General features: G+C 72.6%; 19 protein-coding genes and 1 tRNA gene. 8 read left to right on the top strand and 12 right to left on the bottom strand.

All coding sequences use genetic code 11. The features are described 5' to 3' along the window. Positions 1 to 151 precede the first annotated feature (151 nt). The 3 genes from FPT20_RS11400 (at position 152) to FPT20_RS11390 (ending at position 2,296) form a co-directional block, all read left to right on the top strand. Positions 152 to 1,060, top strand: a complete 909-nt coding sequence (locus FPT20_RS11400; protein WP_158865359.1) for a DsbA family protein — start codon at positions 152 to 154, stop codon at positions 1,058 to 1,060. 72 nt (positions 1,061 to 1,132) lie between these two features. Continuing rightward, positions 1,133 to 1,205: transfer RNA gene (locus FPT20_RS11395), tRNA-Thr, on the top strand. Between the two features lie 41 nt (positions 1,206 to 1,246). Continuing rightward, a complete protein-coding gene (locus FPT20_RS11390; protein WP_158865357.1) occupies positions 1,247 to 2,296 on the top strand; it encodes a YdcF family protein in 1,050 nt (349 codons plus the stop codon). A gap of 25 nt (positions 2,297 to 2,321) precedes the next feature. On the opposite strand, the gene FPT20_RS11385 is transcribed toward FPT20_RS11390, so the two are convergent. Both FPT20_RS11385 and lepB read right to left on the bottom strand, forming a co-directional pair. After that, positions 2,322 to 3,860, bottom strand: coding sequence for a carboxylesterase/lipase family protein (locus FPT20_RS11385; RefSeq protein ID WP_158865355.1), 1,539 nt, complete (start codon positions 3,858 to 3,860; stop codon positions 2,322 to 2,324). Positions 3,861 to 3,869: 9 nt separating this feature from the next. Then, a complete protein-coding gene (lepB, locus tag FPT20_RS11380; RefSeq protein WP_158865353.1) occupies positions 3,870 to 4,604 on the bottom strand; it encodes a signal peptidase I in 735 nt (244 codons plus the stop codon). Between the two features lie 272 nt (positions 4,605 to 4,876). On the opposite strand from lepB, the gene FPT20_RS18015 reads away from it, so the two are divergent. The 3 genes from FPT20_RS18015 to FPT20_RS11365 all read left to right on the top strand — a co-directional run bounded on the left by FPT20_RS18015 (position 4,877) and on the right by FPT20_RS11365 (position 7,657). Continuing rightward, the gene (locus FPT20_RS18015; RefSeq protein ID WP_158865351.1) at positions 4,877 to 5,173 is read left to right on the top strand and encodes a hypothetical protein; all 297 of its coding nucleotides are present in this window, start codon (positions 4,877 to 4,879) and stop codon (positions 5,171 to 5,173) included. Positions 5,174 to 5,228: 55 nt separating this feature from the next. Continuing rightward, positions 5,229 to 6,212 carry a M23 family metallopeptidase gene (locus tag FPT20_RS11370; protein WP_233265488.1) on the top strand — a complete coding sequence of 328 codons (984 nt, stop codon included), beginning with the start codon at positions 5,229 to 5,231 and terminating at the stop codon, positions 6,210 to 6,212. A 110-nt stretch (positions 6,213 to 6,322) separates the two neighbouring features. Next, on the top strand, positions 6,323 to 7,657 hold the full coding sequence (locus tag FPT20_RS11365) for a maltokinase N-terminal cap-like domain-containing protein (RefSeq protein ID WP_158865349.1): 1,335 nt from the start codon (positions 6,323 to 6,325) through the stop codon (positions 7,655 to 7,657). A gap of 137 nt (positions 7,658 to 7,794) precedes the next feature. Here FPT20_RS11365 and FPT20_RS11360 read toward each other — a convergent pair whose 3' ends face one another. The 6 genes from FPT20_RS11360 to paaA are packed head-to-tail and all read right to left on the bottom strand — an operon-like array spanning position 7,795 to position 12,462. Further along, on the bottom strand, positions 7,795 to 8,565 hold the full coding sequence (locus FPT20_RS11360) for an enoyl-CoA hydratase/isomerase family protein (RefSeq protein WP_158865347.1): 771 nt from the start codon (positions 8,563 to 8,565) through the stop codon (positions 7,795 to 7,797). Between the two features lie 16 nt (positions 8,566 to 8,581). Next, on the bottom strand, positions 8,582 to 9,688 hold the full coding sequence (paaE, locus tag FPT20_RS11355) for a 1,2-phenylacetyl-CoA epoxidase subunit PaaE (protein ID WP_158865345.1): 1,107 nt from the start codon (positions 9,686 to 9,688) through the stop codon (positions 8,582 to 8,584). A gap of 11 nt (positions 9,689 to 9,699) precedes the next feature. Further along, positions 9,700 to 10,194, bottom strand: coding sequence for a 1,2-phenylacetyl-CoA epoxidase subunit PaaD (paaD, locus tag FPT20_RS11350; protein ID WP_158865343.1), 495 nt, complete (start codon positions 10,192 to 10,194; stop codon positions 9,700 to 9,702). Further along, positions 10,188 to 11,048 carry a 1,2-phenylacetyl-CoA epoxidase subunit PaaC gene (paaC, locus tag FPT20_RS11345; protein ID WP_158865341.1) on the bottom strand — a complete coding sequence of 287 codons (861 nt, stop codon included), beginning with the start codon at positions 11,046 to 11,048 and terminating at the stop codon, positions 10,188 to 10,190. Before paaC ends, paaD begins: the two co-directional genes overlap by 7 nt. After that, a complete protein-coding gene (gene paaB / locus FPT20_RS11340; RefSeq protein ID WP_158865339.1) occupies positions 11,045 to 11,386 on the bottom strand; it encodes a 1,2-phenylacetyl-CoA epoxidase subunit PaaB in 342 nt (113 codons plus the stop codon). The genes paaC and paaB overlap by 4 nt, the downstream gene beginning before the upstream one ends. Further along, a complete protein-coding gene (gene paaA / locus FPT20_RS11335; protein ID WP_158865337.1) occupies positions 11,383 to 12,462 on the bottom strand; it encodes a 1,2-phenylacetyl-CoA epoxidase subunit PaaA in 1,080 nt (359 codons plus the stop codon). The genes paaB and paaA overlap by 4 nt, the downstream gene beginning before the upstream one ends. Before the next feature lie 74 nt (positions 12,463 to 12,536). Between paaA and FPT20_RS11330 the strand changes: the two genes are divergently transcribed. Further along, the gene (locus FPT20_RS11330) at positions 12,537 to 13,115 is read left to right on the top strand and encodes a TetR/AcrR family transcriptional regulator (protein ID WP_158865335.1); all 579 of its coding nucleotides are present in this window, start codon (positions 12,537 to 12,539) and stop codon (positions 13,113 to 13,115) included. Positions 13,116 to 13,212: 97 nt separating this feature from the next. Here the strand turns inward: FPT20_RS11330 and paaZ are convergent, their stop codons facing one another. After that, a complete protein-coding gene (paaZ, locus tag FPT20_RS11325) occupies positions 13,213 to 15,261 on the bottom strand; it encodes a phenylacetic acid degradation bifunctional protein PaaZ (RefSeq protein WP_158865333.1) in 2,049 nt (682 codons plus the stop codon). Between the two features lie 27 nt (positions 15,262 to 15,288). Between paaZ and FPT20_RS11320 the strand changes: the two genes are divergently transcribed. After that, positions 15,289 to 15,705: a PaaI family thioesterase gene (locus FPT20_RS11320; protein WP_158865331.1), complete on the top strand. Its 417-nt coding sequence runs from the start codon at positions 15,289 to 15,291 to the stop codon at positions 15,703 to 15,705. Here FPT20_RS11320 and FPT20_RS11315 read toward each other — a convergent pair. The 3 genes from FPT20_RS11315 to FPT20_RS11305 are packed head-to-tail and all read right to left on the bottom strand — an operon-like array spanning position 15,683 to position 18,533. Continuing rightward, positions 15,683 to 16,603, bottom strand: a complete 921-nt coding sequence (locus tag FPT20_RS11315; RefSeq protein ID WP_158865329.1) for a 3-hydroxyacyl-CoA dehydrogenase family protein — start codon at positions 16,601 to 16,603, stop codon at positions 15,683 to 15,685. The two genes, FPT20_RS11320 and FPT20_RS11315, sit on opposite strands and share 23 nt — an antisense overlap. Continuing rightward, positions 16,600 to 17,343: an enoyl-CoA hydratase/isomerase family protein gene (locus tag FPT20_RS11310; RefSeq protein WP_158865327.1), complete on the bottom strand. Its 744-nt coding sequence runs from the start codon at positions 17,341 to 17,343 to the stop codon at positions 16,600 to 16,602. The genes FPT20_RS11315 and FPT20_RS11310 overlap by 4 nt, the downstream gene beginning before the upstream one ends. Beyond that, a complete protein-coding gene (locus FPT20_RS11305) occupies positions 17,340 to 18,533 on the bottom strand; it encodes a thiolase family protein (RefSeq protein ID WP_158865325.1) in 1,194 nt (397 codons plus the stop codon). The genes FPT20_RS11310 and FPT20_RS11305 overlap by 4 nt, the downstream gene beginning before the upstream one ends. Between the last annotated feature and the right edge of the window lie 56 nt (positions 18,534 to 18,589).

The raw sequence follows: 18,589 nt of genomic DNA, 5'->3' as shown, positions 1-18,589 counted from the left end.
CGGCCCCTCGTGTGCTCCGCGCGTCCAGCGACCGTCTGGTTCATTCCCAGACTCGCGTCCTACGCTCGAACGGTTGCGTGCGCTGCGGTGCACGCGTCACGCTGCGTCGCCCCGCGCAGCGCCGAACGACCCCGAGAGCCGATTACCCCACATGAGCCCCACCTCCGACCCCGACGTCAGCCGGAGCGATGTCCGCGCCGCGGCCCGGGAGAAGGCCCGTCAGCTCCGAACGACCCAGCAGCGCCGCGACCGCCGGAACCGCGCCCTCCTCGGCGGCGGGATCGTGCTCGGCATCATCGCGATCGCCGCCATCGTCGCCGTGGTCATCGTCGGTGCCATCCGCCCGACGGTGCCCGGCCCGAAGAACATGGCGAGCGACGGCGTGATGATCGGCTCCGGTCTCAAGGTCAAGGAGACCGCCGCCCTGCCCGCCGACGCGCAGCCCGTCGCGACGAAGCCCGACCCGAAGGGCAGCACCGTCCACATCCGGATCTACGCCGATTACCTGTGCAAGCTGTGCGGCGACTTCCAGCGCACCAACCTCAAGCCGCTCGAGCCGCTCGTGAAGAACGGCGCGGTGACGGTGGAGGTGCACCCGGTCGCCATCTACACGGGCCACTCGGCCGGCACGAAGTACTCCCTCCGTGCGGCGAACGCGGCCGCCTGCGTCGCCAACTACTCGCCCAGCGCGTTCTGGAGCTTCAACGCGGCGCTGTTCGAGAACCAGCCCAAGGAGGGCGGCCCCGGTCTGACCGACGAGCAGCTGAAGCAGCGCGCGGCGGCCTCGGGCGTCTCCCGCATCACCGACATCGACTCGTGCGTCGACGACGGCCGCTTCGTCAGCTGGATCGGCTCCGCCAGCGACCGGGCCCTGAGCGGCCCGATCCCCGACTCCGACGTCAAGAAGATGACGACCGCCCTGCTCGTTCTGGTCAACGGCAAGCCCTACACGGGCTCGCTCACCGACGCGGACGCCTTCAAAGCGTTCGTGCTCCAGGCCCAGGGCGACCAGTACTCCTCCACCGCCACCCCGACACCGGCGCCGTCCGCGACCCCCTGATCCGGCGCGGAGGCCGTCGCCGCGACAGCCGCGCGCGGTCCCCTAGGATGGTGGGCGACGGGCGACCGTCAGGCCGGCTTAGCTCAGTTGGTAGAGCACTCGCCTTGTAAGCGAGCGGTCGCGGGTTCGAGTCCCGCAGCCGGCTCCGTCGGAGCAGTCGTTCCTCGCGTGATGTAATGCGAAGCGATGCCCGCCCTGATCGCCGCCCTCCTCCTCGCGCTCGCCGCCGGGATCCTGTGGCGACGGGACCGCCGGCGTCTGAGCGTCGGGGTCCTCGGATTCCTGGGCGTCTGGTGCGCTCTCGTCGGGATCGCCGCCCTGCCGGTCGCCGCATCTCCGGTGCTCGCGTTCGGTCTGGCTGTGGTCGTCGGCGCCCTGCCGCTGCTGGTCCTCGTGCTCGCCGGATTTCTCATCGCGAACGGCGTCGTCGTCCTGCGGCGCGAGAGAGCCGGCCTGTCGCACGGGCTGTCATTGATCGCCGGGGTGATCCTGCTGGTGGTGCCCCCGCTGGTCGGATGGTTCCTGCGGGTCGCCACGCAGCCGGAGACCCCGCCGATGATCCGCGGGCTCCTGGTGGGGTTCTCGGCGCTCGCCGCCTCCCTCTCGGCTTACGCCGGCGTCTTCTTCGTGGTCGTGCTGCTCTACGGCTGGGTCTACCGGCGCTCGACGCGCGGCGCGACCGCCACGGCGATCATCGTGCTGGGCTCCGGGCTCTTCGGAGCACGGGTGCCCCCTCTGCTCGCCGCCCGGCTCGATCGCGGCGCCGAGGTCTTCCGGCGGAGCGAGGAGGCGGGTCTCGCGCCGGTCATCGTGCCTTCGGGGGGCAAGGGCGCTGACGAGCTCGTCGCCGAGGGCGCTGCGATGCGGGACTTCCTGCTGCTCGAGTCGGGAATCCCTCCCGCTCGCGTCCTCCCCGAGACGCGGTCGACGAACACCGAGGAGAACCTGCGCTTCTCGCAGGAGATCATCGCCGACGGCACGCGGGCCGGTGCGGTGCGCCCGGGGCCTGTCGTCATCGCGACGAGCGGCTACCACGTGCTGCGGGCCGCGATGCTGGCGCGGAGGCTGGGGATCGACGCCGAGGCGACGGGCGCCCGCGTGGCCGCTTATTTCGTCCCCTCGGCGACGCTCCGGGAGTTCGTCGCGATCGCGCTCCTCCACCCCCGGGTCCAGCTGGCCGCCATCGCGGTCTGCGGGCTGGAGGCGGTGGCTGTCGGCTGGGCGACCGCGCGCTGAGGCGATCGGGCTCGGCTGACGGGGCTCAGCGGAACGACAGGACGACGTCGCCCCAGCCGGCGCGGAGGGGGCCGTCCAGGTCGTCGACGAGCCGGTCCTCCCGGTCGATGACGAGCGTCGCGCGGTCTGTCGCGGTGTACGGACGCCAGTCGTCGCCCGGGTTCCCGGTGCGCGCGAACCCCGTCCAGCGGGTGCGCATCCGCTGCGACAGCACCTCGCCGGCGCGCCGGCCGCCGAGGCGGTAGGTGGGGTCACGCGGCAACGTGCCGAGGTTGCCCCAGACGTAGGGGAGCTCGGTGGCGTGGGAGGCGCCCACCCCGGTGAGGCGGAGAAGCGGCGTCGCGAAGTCGAAGCGGTACAGATGGGTGGAGGCGACGCTCGCGTGCCCGGACGCCACCCAGACCGTCGGCATCCGGAAGGCGATGTCGGTGGCGATGCCGACACCGAGGGCGCGCCTCCGGACCGACTCGTAGGCGGCCAGCACCTGATCCCGCTCGGGCACGGGGGCATCGGGACGCTCCTGCCGCATCGCCTCGAACATCCGCTCGAGCGCCGGGGTCGAGATCGGGAGGAGCGGCGACCGCATCAGGCGGAACAGCGTCGCCTCGTCCCGGTTACTGCCGATGATCAGCGGGACGGGGAGGCCCCGGCCCTCGCTCAGCACGGTGATCGGATGCTCCGGAAGGATGTCGTCGCCCACCACCGGCGCGAAGGCGAGGGTGCCGGGAGACGCGACCGGCACCTCCCGATAGACCGTCGCGGCGGCCTCGACGATCTTCTCGACGGGGAGGCGCCGGAGCGTGACCGAGTCGTCGGCGCGGACGCCGGCGGCCGCGAGGAAGCGTGCGGCGACAGCAGCCGACCGCTCCGCTCCGTACATCGAACCCGCCGGGGAGCTCTCTGAGATGGCGCGATGGAAGAGACCCGCTGCAGCGGGGCTGGCGAGCAGGGCCGTGACGAGACCGGCTCCGGCGGACTGACCGAACACTGTGACGGTGCCCGGGTCGCCCCCGAACGCCGCGATCTCGTCCCGCACCCAGGCGAGCGCCAGCAGCACATCACGGAGCGCCAGGTTGGTGTCGAAGTCCTCGCCGGCGGACGCGACCGAGCGCAGATCGAGGAAGCCGAGCGCGCCCAGGCGGTAGGCGACGGTTACGACGATCACGTCCCCCGTCGTGACCAACGCGGACGCGTCGTAGATGGGCTGGGCCGTGGAGCCGAAGGCGTACGCGCCGCCGTGCAGCCAGACCATCACGGGCTTGCGGTCCGCGCCTCCCGACGGTCGCCAGACGTTCAGGAACAGGCAGTCCTCGTCGAACACCGTGTCCGGGCTGAGCGGGACGCCGGGTGTGCGGCTCTGCGGCGACGCGGGGCCGAACCGGGAGGCGTCCGCGACCCCCTCCCACGGTTCCGGCGGCTCGGGCGCGCGCCAGCGGCCCGCGCCGATCGGAGGCCGGCCGTAGCGGATGCCCCGCCAGACCGCGACGCGTCCGTCATCCACGCCGCGGACCCGCCCGGCGTGCGTTTCTACGACGGGCCGACCGTTGCCACGATCCGCGTCCACGAGCCCAGGCTAGTTCTGGTCTTCGCGCTCCACCCCGCGGAACACGTCGGGGTAGTCGTCGAGCCAGGTCCAGTGGCTGGCCGGCCAGCTGATGACGAAGGCTTTGCCCACGACGTCGCTCAGCGGCACGAAACCCTTGCCCGGGTCGTCCATGTGATACCGCGAGTCGGCGGAGTTGTAGCGGTTGTCGCCCATCACCCAGACGCTGCCCTTCGGCACGGTGACGTCGAACTGCTTGCCGGACACGGCCTGCACGCCGGCGGGGAGGAGCACGTAGGGCTCCTTCAGCGGCACGCCGTTCACGCTCATCTGCCCGAGGGCGTTGCAGCACGTGATGTGGTCGCCCGGCAGGCCGATGAGGCGCTTCACGAGGTGCTGGTCGGAGTCGGAGGCGCCGAGGCCGACGAAGTCGAGGACGCCGCCGACCGTCTGCTGGAGGGCGTTGCCCGTCTGGGGCGCGGCGGGAGGCAGCCAGCCGCCCGGATCCTTGAACACGATCACGTCGCCGCGCTGGAGGCCGAACACCTTCGGCTGAAGCTCGTTGACGATGATGCGGTCGTTGATCTGGAGGGTGTTCTCCATCGACCCGGACGGGATGTAGAACGACCGCGCGACGAACGTCTTGATGAGGAAGGACACCAGCACCGCGACGACGAAGATGATCACGACGTCGCGGAGGAGGGTCTTCCACCCCGATCTCCGGCGGGAGGAGCGCGGGCGCGTAGGGGCAGAGGTGTCCGTCACAATCCTTCACCGTAACGTGCCGAGGCTGGGAACAGCATCCGACCCCTTTCGGGGTCCTTGTCGCGCCTCCGCGCCCGGTGAGAGTATCTCACTACGGCCTGGCGGCGTTCGCCCGTGGGCCGCGCAACCATGGGACGGTCGTCGACGGGGCAGGGCAGGCGACGACGCGGGGGACCGCGCCGCTGGGCTCCCGCCTGGCTGGCGGTGGCGCTGGCCGCGGGTGTCGTGCTCGCGCCGCAGGCAGCGGCGGCGGAGGGGTGCGCCGCGACATCGTGCGTGACACCGACGCCGGGGAGCGATGCCATCCGGACGACACCGGTTCCGACGGTCACGCCGTCGCCGTCGCCGTCGACGGTGACGCCGACGCCGAAGCCGACGCCCACCCCGACGCCGACGCCGACGCCCACCCCGACGCCGACGCCGACGCCCACCCCGACGCCTACTCCGACGCGCACGCCCGCCCCGACGCCCACTCCGACGCGCACGCCCGCCCCGACGCCGACCCCCACTCCGACGCCGACCCCCAGCACGCCCGGTTCGCCCGGCGCGACGCCGTCCCCGACGCCTGAGGGGCCCCCGCCGACCGACAACGTGCCGCTGGACCTCCCGCAGATCGATCCCGGGGTGACCGCGAACCCCGTCGACGTGCAGCAGGCCGCGCAGCTCGCCACCGACCTCGCCTCGGCGCAGCAGGAGCTCGCGGACGCCTCCGACGCCGCCCGCGCCGCCGAGCACGCGCGGGCCCAGGCCCAGGCCGCTGCGGAGGCGCTCACCACGCAGGCGGACGCCGCCCGCAAGAAGGCGCTCGCCTCCGCCGCCTACGCCACCGCTCTCCTCCGGACGACCGGGGCGGCGGGCCTCCACCCCGACCCGCTCTCGGCGGCGCTGACCACACCGGGCGACCTGCTGACCAAGCTCGGCGCGGTGAACCGGCTGAATGCCCTCGCGGCCGACCGCAACGCGGCGATCGCGGCGGCGGTGAGCGATCGGAAGGCGGCGGACCGGCTCGACACGACAGCGCGACAGGCCGACGCCGCGGTCGGATCGGTCGACACGACCACGCCCGCGGAACAGGTCGCCGCAGCGCAGGGTCGCGTGGACTCGGCGGCGGCGGCCCTCGCCTCCCTGCCGACGGTGATCACGGCGGGGCAGGGCTGGTCCTCCCTCACGGTCGACCCGTCGCTCATCCCGGACGGCTGGGCGCTCCCCGTCCACGGCTCGCTGACCGACGGGTTCGGGCCGCGTCCCTCCCGGCCGGCGGGAACCGCGCCGTTCCATCCGGGTGATGACATCGGCGCGGCCTGCGGGACCACCATCTTCGCCGCGGCGGCCGGCACCGTCGTCGCGGCCGGGCCGAACGGGTCGTACGGCAACTTCATCCTGATCGACCACGGCGGTGCTGTCCGGACCGCATACGGGCACATCCGCGACGGGGGGATCGGCGTGACCGTCGGCGAGCAGATCGCCGCGGGGCAGGCGATCGCACAGGTCGGGACGACCGGCGCCTCCACCGGGTGCCACCTCCACTTCGAAGTGCGCGTGAACGGCGTCCAGATCGACCCGCTGCCGTTCATGGCCGCGCGCGGCATCGCGCTCGGGACCCGGTAGTCGCGCTCCGTCGCGCGAATCCGACCGCGGGCCATGCACGTTCGCCCGCCTTCCCTGCATGTTCGCCTGCCGTTATCGCCCAACCCGCATCCCGGGCGTACGGTTCAGGCATGACCGAACTCACGGAGCTCGTGGGGTCGTGGATGCGGCGCCAGCGCTGGTATTCGACCAAGAGCGTGGAACCGCGGTTGCGGCTGCTCGGGTCGTTCGACATCGAGCCGGCCGACCCCGACGCACGGATCGTCACGTACTTCTTCTGCGATGACGCACCCCGGACCCCGCGCGTGTACCAGGTGCCCGTCGTCGCGCGATCCAGCGGCGAGGGCGACCCGTCGGCCTTCATCGGGGAGGCGGGCGGCCGCCTCCTCTACGACGGGCCCGCCGAGGAGGTGTACGTCTCCGCACTGGTCGACCTGATGACCGGCGGCGGGCGGACCGAAGGGCGGGAGGCGTCCGCCGCGGGGCACGCGCTGGCCCCGCGCATCGCGGTCCGCTCCTCCCGTCGGCTCACCGGCGAGCAGTCGAACACGTCGATCGTGGCCGAGCTCGACGACGGCCGGCTGGCGCTCGTGAAGGTGTTCCGCGTGGTGCAGGACGGCGAGAACCCCGACGTCTCCACGCTCGCGGCGCTGACCGAGGGAGGCTCGCGCCGCACCCCCGCGCTCCTCGGCTGGGTGACGGGCGACTGGCCCCTCCCGGACGGCCGCGCCGCCCACGGCGAGCTGGGGCTCATCCAGGACTTCGTGCCCGGAGCGGAGGACGGCTGGGAACTCGCAGTCACCGCCGCCGAAGCGGGGGAGGACTTCGCCGATCGTGCGTTCGCCCTCGGCTCCGGCACCGCAGAGCTGCACAAGCTGATGGCGCGGGTGCTGCCGACGCGCGAAGCCACGCGTGAGGACATCGGTCGAGCGCTGGACGCCATGTTCCGACGCCTCACGATCACGACGACCGAGGTGCCGGAGGTGTCCGAGCTGCGGGAGGGGATCGCCGCGGTGTACGAGGCGGCCGCCGCGTCCCCGGTGCCGATCCTCCAGCGGATCCACGGCGATCTGCACCTCGGGCAGGTGCTGTTCTCGCCGGATCGCGGCTGGCAGTTCATCGACTTCGAGGGGGAGCCGCTGCGCCCGCTGTCGGAGCGGTCCGAGCCGGACGCGACCATGCGCGACGTCGCCGGGATGCTGCGCTCGTTCGACTACGTGGCGGGCTCGCTGGCCCAGCGCGAGCCTCCCATCGACGCCTCGGCGTGGGCCGCGCGCGCCCGGGAGGCATACCTCGAGGGGTACGCGTCGATCGCCGGCAGCGAGTTGCAGGACCACCAGAGCCTCGTCGACGCGTTCGAGCTCGACAAGGCGGTGTACGAGGTCACGTACGAGGCCCGGCACCGGCCCAGCTGGGTGCCGATCCCGCTCGGAGCCGTGCGCCGCCTCCTCGCCGCCCGCGTCTGACGCGCGCCCCGCGCTCCGCGCGCCTCCGTGCCTGGCGCTCGCCGCGCCCGCTATCGAGTCTCCCCAGAGTTCGCGATTTCGGGGCTGGACGCCGCATTCTTGGGGGACTCGCGGGTGGGTGGGGGCGGGGGAGGCGGTCAGCGGCCGCGGAAGTGCGGGGGGCGCTTCTCCTGGAAGGCGCGGAAGCCCTCGCGGTAGTCGGCCGTGTCGCGGAGGGCGGCCTGGGCCGCGTTCTCGGCGGCCACCGACCCCCACAGGTCGAGCGAGCCGTCGCGCAGGCCGGCCACGATGCGCTTGCTCGCCAGAAGCGCCTGGGTCGCACCGCTCGCTGCCGCGCTCGCCGCCGCCTCCACCTGTTCGTCCAGCTGGGAGGCGGGGAGAGCTCGCGAGAACAGGCCGCCGGCCACCGCCTCCTCACCCGAGATGAGCCTCCCCGAGTAGATGAGGTCGAGCGCGCGGTGCGGCCCCAGGCGCGAGACGAGCAGCCAGTGGCCGCCGGAGTCGAGCGCGGCGCCGAGCGCGGCGAACGGTGAGCCGACCTTGGCGTCCTCGGCCACGAACACGACATCGGTGGCGAGCAGGAGGCCGAGCCCGACACCCAGGGCGGCTCCCTGAGCGGCCGCGAAGGTCGGGGCGGGGAAGGCCGCCATCCGGCGCATGAGCGGCGCGACCAGCCGGTCGAGATACCCCGAGACGTCGTCGGTTGCCGGGTCGACCCCGGCGATGTCGCGTCCGGCGCAGAACGACCTCCCCGCGCCGCGCAGCACCAGGGCACGGACGCGCGCCTCCTCGGCGGATGCGTACGCGGCGTCGAGCTCCCTGAGGCCCTCAGGTCCGAGGGCGTTGAGTCGCTGCGGCGCGTTCAGCGTGATCCGGGCGATGCCGTCGGCGATGGCGAGATCGATCACTGTTCCTCCAGGAGGCTCACACGTCGTAGTCGACCACGACGCGGTCGGTCAGCGGGTGCGACTGGCAGGTGAGCACGTAGCCCGCCTCCAGCTCCTCCGGCTCGAGCGCGTAGTTCTCCGTCATCCGGACGTCGCCCGAGAGGAGGCGCGCCCGGCACGTCCCGCACACCCCGCCCGTGCACGCGAACGGTACGTCGGCGCGCACCCTGAGCGCGGCGTTGAGCACCGACTCGTTCGCGTCGACCGGCGTGGTCACTGTCGACGTCGTCCCGTCGAGCGTGAACTCGACCGTCGCCGTCTTCTCGCCCTCGTGGACGACGACCGGGTGGCCGACATCGCCGCGCGGCTCGCCCGGCTCCCCGGTCGTGAACAGCTCGAAGTGCACGCGGTCGCGCGGCACGTCGTACGTCTCGAGCACGTCGCGGCACAGCTGCACGAGCTCGAACGGCCCGCAGAGGAACCACTCGTCGACGGTCTCCGGCGGCAGCAGCGCGTCGAGCATCCGGCGGAGGCGATCCTCGTCGATGCGCCCAGACAGCAGCGGGGCGGAGCGCTGTTCGCGCGAGAGAACGTGGTGCAGCGCCAGGCGCGAGGGGTAGCGGTCCTTGAGGTCGGCCAGCTCCTCCAGGAACATCACGTCGATCGCTGTGCGGTTGGTGTATACGAGCGTGAAGCGCGAGGTGGGGGAGGCGGTCAGCACGCTGGATGCGAGCGCCATCAGCGGCGTGATGCCTGACCCCGCCGCGATGCCCGCCACGTGCGTGCCGTCGAGCGCCTCCAGGTCGACCGTGAACGTGCCCTGGGGGCTCATGACATCGATCCGGTCGCCGGGCTTCAGCTGGGTCGTCGCCCAGGTCGAGAAGGCGCCGCCCAGGTCGCGCTTGATCGCCACCGAGATGCGGCCGGGGCGTCCCTCCCGGGCCGGCTGCGGCGGTCTGCAGATCGAATAGCTGCGTCGCAGCTCGCGCCCCTCGACCGTCGCGCGCAGGGCAACGTGCTGTCCCGGAAGATAGTCGTACTCGCCCGCCAGCTCGTCGGGGACCGCGAACGTCACCTCCACGCTGGCCGCCGTCAGCGGACGCACATCGGCCACGGCGAGCGTGTGGAATCGCGCCCGGGCCATCGACCGCGCCCTCACAGCGCCTTGAAGTGGTCGAAGGGCTCCGAGCACTCCTCGCACACGAACAGCGCCTTGCAGGAGGTCGACCCGAACCGTGAGAGCTGCCGGGTCTTCAGCGACCCGCAGTGCGGGCACTTCACGGCGAGAGTCAGCCGGACCGGTCCACCGGCCGCGGCGACGCCGGTGGGAGGCGCGATCCCGAACTCCTCGAGGGCGCGCTTGCCGTCTGTGCTGATCCAGTCGGTCGTCCACGCGGGCGAGAGGGCGAGCCGCACGCTCACCCGCTCGAAGCCCTCCGCGGCCAGAGCGCGGACGACGTCTTCGCGGATCGTGTCCATCGCGGGGCAGCCCGAGTACGTCGGGGTCATGACGACCTCGACCCCGTCATCGGTCACGGTCACCTCGCGCAGGATGCCGAGGTCGTCGATCGTCAGCACCGGGACCTCCGGGTCGATGACCGCGGCCGCCGCCTCCCAGGCCCGTTCCGCCTCCGCGAAGTGGTTCACCATGTCGCTCCCGGGTGCTGTCGCGCGAGCACCTGGAGCTCCGCGAGGAGCGGCCCCAGGTACTCGGAGTGGCGCCCGCGGCGGCCCCCGCCCGAGGAGGCGAACGTCGTGGGCGGCTCGATCCCGGTCTCCTCGAGCACCGGGCGGAGGGAGGCGTCGAACGGCTCCAACAGCGTGGAGGGACGGACCGCGATGCCCTCGAGCCGGTCGATCAGCGGCTCGTCCCGGAATAGCTCCGCCACGCTCGGCCACACATCCGCGAGGGCGGTGAGCGTCCGGCGGCGCGACTCGTCGGTGCCGAGAGCGAGGCGCAGCATCCACTGGTCGGCGTGGTCGCGGTGGTAGTCGACCTCCTTCACGGCCTTCGCGGCGACTCCGGCGAGCACCGGATCGGTCGAGAGGCGGAGGCGGTCGTACAGCTCGAAGAAGTAGTGGGCCGCTGCGAACTGGCGAACGATGGTGTGCGCGAAGTCGCCGTTGGGCTGCTCGAACAGGTGGGCGGACCGGAACGCGGTCTCGTCCCTCCAGTACGCCAGGTCGTCCTCGGTGCGCCCGGTCGCCGTGCCGGCGTAGCGGAGGAGGGAGCGCGCGTGCCCGATGAGGTCGAGCGCGATGTTGGCGAGCGCGACGTCCTCCTCGAGCTCCGGAGCCCGGGAGATCCAGGCGCCGAGCCGCTGCGACAGGATGAGCGCGTCGTCGCCGAGCCACAGGGCGTACTCGGCGACATCGGGGGTCGCGGGCGCGTCGGTCGAGACGAACTCGGCCGAGAGGGTGACGGCGCTGAGCTCGACGTGGCCGTGGTCGGGGGCGCCGCGCTCGTGGGTGCCGGGCTCGTGGGTGCCGGGCTCGTCGCTCACAGGTGCTTCACCCCTTCGCTCTCCGTGTAATACGTGGCGTGGCGGTAGTTCTTGCCCGACGGCGACTCGAAGAACGCGTCCTTGGCGTCCGGGTCGCTCGTCGTGATCGCGTCCGACCGGACGACCCAGATGGAGACGCCCTCGTTCCTCCGCGTGTACAGGTCTCGCGCATTCCGCACCGCGAGCTGCTCGTCGGGCGCGTGCAGGGAGCCGACGTGCACATGGCTGAGGCCCCGGGAGGCGCGGACGAACACCTCCCACAGCGGCCAGCCGGCGGCGTTCCTGGTCTCCGAACGCGCGGTCGACGGTTTCGTGCCTCCCTCTTCAGTGCCGGTCACGCGACGGCCTCCTCGTGGGGAGTGCGCTCAGCCTGCTTGCGGGCGTACTCGGCCGCCGCCTCGCGGACCCAGGCGCCGTCCTCGTGAGCCTCGCGCCGCCGCTGCATGCGTTGGGCGTTGCACGGGCCGCGGCCCGCGATCACCTCCTGCAGCTCCGACCAGTCGATCGGGCCCATGTCGTAGGCCTGGCGCTCTTCGTTCCAACGCAGCTCGGGGTCGGGGAGGGTCACGCCGAGCGCCTCCGCCTGCGGCACGAGCATGCCGACGAAGCGCTGCCGCAGCTCGTCGTTCGAGAACCGCTTGATCTTCCAGGCCATCGACCGGGCCGAATTCGGCGAGTCGCCGTCGGGCGGCCCGAACATCATCAGCGACGGCCAGTACCAGCGGTCGACCGCCTCCTGAGCCATGCGCCGCTGCGCCTCCGTGCCGCGCATCAGGGTGAGGAGGATCTCGAAACCTTGGCGCTGGTGGAACGACTCCTCCTTGCAGATGCGGACCATCGCGCGGCCATACGGCGCGTACGAGCAGCGGCAGAGCGGCACCTGGTTGCAGATGGCGGCGCCGTCGACGAGCCAGCCGATCGCGCCGATGTCCGCCCAGCTCAGGGTCGGGTAGTTGAAGATCGACGAGTATTTCGCCTTGCCGGAGATGAGCTGTTCGGTGAGCTCGTCGCGGGTCACGCCGAGCGTCTCGGTCGCGGAGTAGAGGTAGAGGCCGTGGCCCGCCTCGTCCTGGACCTTCGCCATGAGGATGGCCTTGCGCTTGAGGCTCGGCGCCCGGGTGATCCAGTTCGCCTCGGGCTGCATGCCGATGATCTCGGAGTGCGCGTGCTGGGACATCTGGCGGATGAGCGTCCGGCGGTAGTCGTCGGGCATCCAGTCGGTCGGCTCGACGCGGGAGTCGGCCGCGATCAGCGCGTCGAACGCGGCGCGCCCCGCCTCGTCGTCGGCCGGGTCGTGGCTACGGGCCGTGGGGGCGCCGTGGCTGGTGGCCTGCCTGTGGCCGGCGGACCCGGCGTGGCCGGCGCTCTCGCCGGTGCTCTGCTCGCCCTGGTGGCGGCTCGTGAGGGTCTTCATCGACGCTCCCCGAATTCCTGAATGATCGTTCGGTAAGTATATCCTCGGCTCGGGGATCGTGCCACACTGGGCGCGTGACCGACACGCTGCGCCGAGGCCGCCCCGGGTACGACCAGCGCGGCATCCTCGCCGTCGCGGTGGCCGCCTTCAACGAGCACGGCTATGACGCGACCTCCATCGGCATGCTCGCCGGGCGGCTGGGACTGTCGAAATCGGCGATCTACCATCACGTCGCCTCCAAGGAGGAACTGCTCCGGCTGGCCCTCGACGAGGCGCTCGACGGGCTGGAGGGAGTGCTCCGCTCGGCCGCCGCCGTCACCGGGAGCGCGACCGATCGGCTGGCGTTCGCGCTCCGCGGCGCGGTGCTGGTCCTCGCCGACAAGCTGCCGTACGTCACGCTGCTGCTGCGCGTCCGCGGCAACACGGAGGTGGAGCGGGCCGCTCTCGCTCGCCGGCGCGCCTTCGACCACGCTGTCGCCGAGCTCGTCGACGCCGCCCGGTCGGAGGGGTCGCTCCGGGTGGAGGGAGAACCCGCGGTGGTCGCGCGCCTCCTCTTCGGCATGATCAACTCGCTCACGGAGTGGTACCACCCCGACGGCCCGGTCACCCCCGACGAGCTCGCCGACACCGTGATCGCGCTGGCGCTGCGCTGAGCGGGCGCGGCGCCCCCCCCGAGATCGAGTCCCCTAAGACTGCGCGTCGGGCCGGCGTGTCGCGCGCACTCTTGGGGGACTCGGCGGAGGGCAGCCGCTACTTCGCCACCAGCGTCAGCACGTCGTACGTCGCGACCACCTCGTCGCGCTGGTTCAGGATGCGGGCGTCCCAGCGCACCTCCCCGTACTCGTCGGTCTCGCGGGGCGTGATCTGCTTCGCGGTCAGCGCGACGCGGATGCTGTCGCCCGGCACGACGGGCGTCAGGAACCGCAGGTCCTCGAGCCCGTAGTTCGCGAGCACGGGACCCGGAGCCGGGTCGACGAACAGCCCCGCCGCCCACGAAACGAGCAGGTACCCGTGCGCCACCCGGCCGGGGAAGAACGGGTTGGCCGCCGCCGCCTCCTCGTCCATGTGCGCATAGAAGGTGTCGCCGGTGAACGCTGCGAACGTCTCGATGTCGTCGAGGGTGATCTCCCGCTCGCCCGACTGCACCTGGTCGCCGATCCGCAGCGTCGACAGCGACTTGCGGAACGGGTGCGGACCGGAGCTGTCGGCGGAGGCGCCCGCGTGCCAGACGCCGGTCAGCGCGGTCAGCATGTCGGGGGAGCCCTGCAGGGCGGTCCGCTGCATGTGGTGCAGCACCGCGCGGATGCCGCCCAGCTCCTCCCCGCCGCCGGCGCGTCCGGGACCGCCGTGCACGAGGTGCGGCATCGGGGACCCGTGCCCGGTGGAGGTGCGCGCATCGTCCCGATCGAGCACCAGCACGCGCCCGTTGTAGGCGGCCGAGCCGAGCACCAGCTCGCGGGCCACATCGGGGTCGTGGGTCGCGACGCTGGTGACGAGAGATCCGCCACCGCGGGCCACGAGGGCGACGGCCTCGGCGGTGGTGTCGTAGGGGAGGAGGCTTGCAACGGGCCCGAACGCCTCCACCGTGTGCGCCGCGGGCGTCCACGCGTCGGCGAAGCGCAGCAGGATCGGGGCCACGAAGGCGCCCTCGACGGCGGCGCCGACGGTCCCGTCCGCCCGGGTCACGCTCGGCTGGTCGAGGCCGCCGATGACGAGCTCGCCGCCCGCCGCCACCAGTGCTCCCACCTGGCGCAGCACCTCCTGGCGCTGCTCCTGCGACGCGAGCGGTCCCATGGTGACGCCCTCGGCGCGAGGGTCGCCGACGACGACCCGCTCCGCGATCCGGGTGCGGACCGCCGCGGCGACATCATCGACGAGCGGCGCCGGCACGATCGCACGACGGATCGCGGTGCACTTCTGCCCCGACTTGGCGGTCAGCTCGACGACGAGCTGCTTGACGTACGCGTCGAACTCGGGCGTGCCCGGCACCGCGTCCGGCCCGAGCACGGAGGCGTTGATCGAGTCGGTCTCGCTCGTGAAGCGGACGCCTCCCGTCTGGACGGAGTCGTGCGAGCGGAGGCGCTCGGCCGTCGACGCCGAGCCGGTGAACGCGACGAGGTCGCCGAGCCGGAGGTGGTCGAACAGCCCCGGCACCGACCCGCACACGAGCTGCAGCGTCCCCGCCGGCAGGAGGCCCGACTCGACCATGATCCGGACGGCGTGCTCGGCGATGTAGGCGGTCGGCGTCGCCGGCTTCACGAGCGTCGGCATGCCGGCGAGGAAGGACGGCCCGAGCTTCTCGAGCATGCCCCACACGGGGAAGTTGAAGGCGTTGATCTGCACGGCGACACCGGGGAGGCGCGTGAACACGTGCCTCCCGAGGAAGCTGCCGTCCTTCGAGAGCTGCTCGGCCGGCCCGTCGACGACGACGCGCGCGTTCGGCAGCTCGCGCCTCCCCTTCGACCCGTACGTGAAGAGCGCACCGATGCCGCCGTCGACGTCGATCCAGGCATCGGCGCGGGTGGCGCCCGCCCGCAGGGACAGGCCGTACAGCTCCTGCTTGCGTTCGGTCAGCGCCTGCGCGAGCTGCTTCAGGAGGAGCGCCCGCTGGTGGAAGGTCAGCTCGCCGAGCGACGCCTGCCCGGTCTCGCGGGCGTACTCGAGGGCACCGCCCAGGTCGAGCCCGTCGGCTCCGATCAGCGCGATGACCTCGCCGGTGGAGGCGTCGCGCACCTCCGCGCCGTTCACCGATTCGTCGGGCGACCACCATTCGTCGCGGATGTAGCTGGGCAGGGTCATCGGTGACCTCCTCGGTAGGCTGGCCGAATGGCCGGCGACGACGTGACGGGTGACGGGTGGACGATCGAGCTCGGCGAGCTCGACGAGAAGATGGGCGTGCGCATCCTGGAGCAGTCGGCCGAGCGCGTCGTTGCGACCATGCCGGTCGAGGGCAACCGCCAGTCGTTCGGTCTGCTCCATGGAGGCGCGTCGGTGGCGTTCGCGGAAGCGCTCGGCTCGTGGGCGGCGGTCATCCACGCGGGCCCCGGGCGGAGCGCGGTGGGCGTCGACATCAACGCGACGCACCACCGGTCGGCGCGTTCCGGCCTCATCACCGGGGTGGCGACGGCTATCCGGCTCGGCCGCACGATCACGTCGCACGAGGTCGTCGTGAGCGACGAGGACGGCAACCGCCTCTGCACGGCGCGCATCACTAACCTGATCATCGACGCTCCGGGTCGCTAGGAGGCTCGGAGTCGCCGGACGGCGCAGCGCCCGGCCACTCGTAGAACCCGCGGCCGCTCTTCCGGCCGAGCATCCCCTCCGCGACCATCGTGCGGAGGAGCTCCGGAGGCTCGTACCGCGGCCCGAGCTCGCGCGCCAGGTATTCGGCGATGTCGAGCCTCACGTCCAGCCCGACGATGTCGGTGAGTCGGAGCGGCCCGACCGGGTGCTTGTACCCGAGGGTCATCGCCAGGTCGATGTCGTCGGGCGTGGCGACACCCTCCTCGACCATGCGGATCGCCTCCAGGCCGAGCAGCACGCCGAGCCGCGAGGAGGCGAACCCGGGCGAGTCGCGGACGACGACGGCGGTCTTGCCGAGGCGCTGCACCCACTCGGTCGCCTGTTCGGCGGCGGTCGGCGCGGTACGGGAGCCGGTCACGACCTCCACGAGCGCCGACGCGGGCACCGGGTTGAAGAAGTGCATGCCGAGGAAGGCCCCGGGGCGCTCCAGCCCCTCCGCCAGCACGTCGATCGACAGCGAGGAGGTGTTGGTCGCGAGCACGGCGTCGGGTCCGATGAGGTCCTCGGCGCGGCGGAGCGCCTCCCGCTTGAGCAGGACCACCTCGGGCACCGCCTCGACCACGAGCTCCCCGCCGGCTAGCGCCTCCCAGGTGACGGTGACCACCAGGCGGTCGGGGTCGGGGGCGGCCGCGCCGCGTTCGACGCTCGCCGCGACGGCGTCGAGGATGCGGTCGCGGGCGGCCTGCGCGGCCGTCGCGTCCCGCTCGACGACAGCGACGTCCGCCCCGGCCATGAGGAAGGCGTGGGCGATGCCGGAGCCCATCCGTCCGCCGCCGATCACTCCGATGCGCGCGGGCCGGCCCTTCTCGGGTGCGCCGGCTCTCACCGACTCGCTCATCGCCGCCTCCTCTCGAGGAACTCCGTCATCCGCCGCCGCTTCTCGGGCGACTCGAACAGCACGGCCTGCGCCTCCCGTTCGACCCGCGGGTGGTCCGCGCGGGGTGCACGCAGCACCTCCTTGGTCATGCGGGTGGCGAGCGGGTCGTTCGCGGCGATGCGATCGGCGAGCGCGTGCGCGCCGGCGAGCAGGTCGTCCGGTTCGAACAGCTGCGACAGGAGGCGAACAGCCAGCGCCTCCTCGCCGGTGAGCACGCGCCCCGTCAGGGCGAGCTCCATCGCGAGCGGCTCGCCGACGAGCTCGGGCAGCCGCCACAGGGCACCCGCCGCGGCGATGATCCCGAGGCCCGTCTCGGGATTGCCGATGCGGACCCGCGGCGTGCCGACGCGCAGGTCGGCCGCGTACGCCAGCTCGGCGCCTCCACCGAGGGCCCAGCCGTCGACCGCCGCGATCACGGGCATCGGGAGGCTGTTGATGCGCGAGAAGACCGTCGCGTTGATGCCCCGGCGGGCGTCGGCGGCGGTGCGCTCGAGCAGTTCGGCGATGTCGGCGCCGGACGCGAAGACACCATCGGCTCCGGTGATGATCAGGATCCGCGGCTCGGCCTCGAGGGTCTCGCAGACGGCGTGCAGCTCCTCCACCATGCGGGCGTCGATCGCGTTGCGCTTCTCGGGCCGGTTGAGGGTGACGACGACGCGGTCGGCGGATTCGTCGATGAGGAGGGTGGCGTGCGCGGTCATCGGACCCCCTCCACGATGAGCGCCGCGCCCTGGCCGACGCCGACGCACATGGTCGCGAGGCCGTACCGGCTGTTCTCGCGCTCCATCCGCCCCAGGAGCGTGACGAGGATCCGCGCGCCGCTGGACCCGAGGGCGTGGCCGAGCGCGATCGCGCCGCCGTCGGCGTTGACTCGCGCGGGGTCGAGTCCGAGGCGCCGGATGCACGCGAGCGCCTGGCTGGCGAAGGCCTCGTTGAGCTCGATCGACCCCAGGTCGTCGACGCTGAGGCCGGAACGCTCGAGAACCTTGTTCGTCGCCGGGACTGGTCCCAGTCCCATGATCTCCGGCGCGACGCCCGCGCTCGCGCCGGCGACGACTCGCGCTCGCGGCGTCAGTCCCAGCCGGTCGATGGCGGCCTCGCTGGCAACGACGATCGCGGAAGCGCCGTCGTTGAGCGGGGAGGCGTTGCCTGCGGTGACCACCTCGCCTCCCGCGACCACGGGGCGAAGGGCGGCGAGCGCCTCCATGCTGCTGTCTCGGCGGATGCCCTCGTCGGAGGTCACGGCGCCCTTCGGCGTGGCGACGGGCAGGAGCTCATCCGCGAATCGGCCGGCGTCCGCCGCGGCGGCGGCCCGGCGATGGCTGTCGAGGGCGAAGGCGTCGGCCTCCTCGCGGGTGATTCCGTCGAGCCGCGCGACCTCCTCCGCGGTCTCGGGCATCGAGAAGGTCGCCTTGTCGCGCGCGAGCAGCCTCGGGTTGGTGAAGCGCCAGCCGATGGAGGTGTCGAACTGCGGGCCCGGCTTCGCCCACGGTCGCTCAGGCTTCGCCTGCACCCACGGAGCGCGCGTCATCGACTCGACACCGCCCGCGACGATGATGTCCGCATCGCCCGCGCGGATCGCCTGCGCCGCCATCGTCACGGCGCTGAGCCCGGAGGCGCACAGCCGGTTCACCGTGATCGCGGGCACCTCGTCGGGGAGGCCGGACAGTAGCACCGCCATGCGCGCCACGTTGCGGTTGTCCTCGCCCGCCTGGTTCGCCGCGCCGAGGATGACCTCGTCGATCTCGTGACCGTGCCCCTCCAGACCGGCGCGGCGAACGGCCTCGCCCACGACGAGCGCGGCCAGGTCGTCGGGGCGCACGCCCGCGAGCGCGCCGCCGTAGCGGCCGGTGGGCGTGCGAGCGCCTCCGACGAGGAAAGCCTCCGGCATCGCAGTTCTCCCTCGAATCGCGCCGAATTACCGAACGAACGGTCAGGAAACCATCG

It is taken from the genome of Leifsonia sp. AG29 (genome assembly GCF_009765225.1).
Taxonomy (GTDB): Bacteria; Actinomycetota; Actinomycetes; order Actinomycetales; family Microbacteriaceae; genus Leifsonia.
This window is presented reverse-complemented; position numbering and strand designations above follow the sequence as displayed.